At 45.8% G+C, this 1181-nt stretch carries 1 protein-coding gene; it reads right to left on the reverse strand.

Annotated elements, in window-relative coordinates; genetic code table 11:
- Nucleotides 1-1181: glutamate--cysteine ligase (gshA, locus tag R7035_RS25590; RefSeq protein ID WP_318146364.1), on the reverse strand; the 1181-nt coding region annotated here is incomplete at both ends.

Genomic DNA, 1181 nt, shown 5'->3' on the forward strand with positions numbered 1-1181 from the left:
ATACTCGCTTCGCCCAATCTTGCAAAGATAAGCGTTCACCTTGGCAACCGATTTGCAGCATCAAACCTTTTTCACGACCAGAGATGATCACTTTGTTCCAGTTGTCACGCCAGCATTCTAGTTCACAGTTATCCATTGGGTCAGAATCTGACAACGCCGCCCACGTTAGGAAAAGATCTAAGAAACGAACTTGCTCTTCGCTAACACCAACGGCACTGAATGGGTTCACATCTAATGAGCGCACTTCAATGTATTCCACGCCCGCGCGACTCAATGCATCTGATGGCTTCTCACCACTTTTCGCTACGCGTTTCGGACGAATTGGTGCGTACAATTCATTTTCAATCTGGAGAATGTTGGTATTGAGCTGACGGTACTCACCATCCACTTTTACTCCAATTTTTGCGAATTCTTCAGATGGTCGACGAATCGCATCACCTAAACCTTCAAGATATTGATCAATACTGTTGAAACCAATTTTCAATACGCTTTGAGCACTGTTGGTATAACCAAGATCACTCAAGCGAAGAGACGTCGCTTTAGGGAGATACAGTGTCCCACCGATGCTTTCAAACGGAAGTTTAGTCTCACGGCCTTGAATGAACGAACCACATAACGCTGGCGATGCACCAAAGAAGTAAGGCATCATCCAACCAAAACCGTAATAGTTACGAATCAAAGCACAGTAAGCGGCTGATTTAGTGTCTTGGCGAGCTTGCTCATCCTGCTCACCATAAAGCGCATCCCAAAATGACTCAGGGAATGAAAAGTTGAAGTGAACACCAGAAATAATCTGCATCAAGCTACCGTAACGGCGTTTTAGCCCCTCACGGTACAATGTTTTCATTTTCGCCGAGTTCGATGAACCGTACTGAGCAAGCTGAATATCATCTTCACTGCCGACATAACATGGCATAGAAAGCGGCCACATCTTTTCTTCGCCCATTTTGGTTTGAGTGAAATGGTGAATGTCTTTCAGTTGCGCCATCAATTCTGGAATGTCATGAGAAACCGGAGTGATGAACTCCAGCAACGATTCAGAAAAGTCGGTGGTGATCCATTTGTTTGTGAACGCTGAGCCCAACCCCTCTGGATGAGGTGTTGTTGCTAGGTGTCCATCCTGACGATAGCGCAAAGTTTCTCGCTCAACACCGCGTCCAAACTGCTTAAATACTTCGGGG

Source organism: Vibrio sp. 1731 (genome assembly GCF_033339955.1).
Lineage (GTDB): Bacteria > Pseudomonadota > Gammaproteobacteria > Enterobacterales > Vibrionaceae > Vibrio > Vibrio alginolyticus.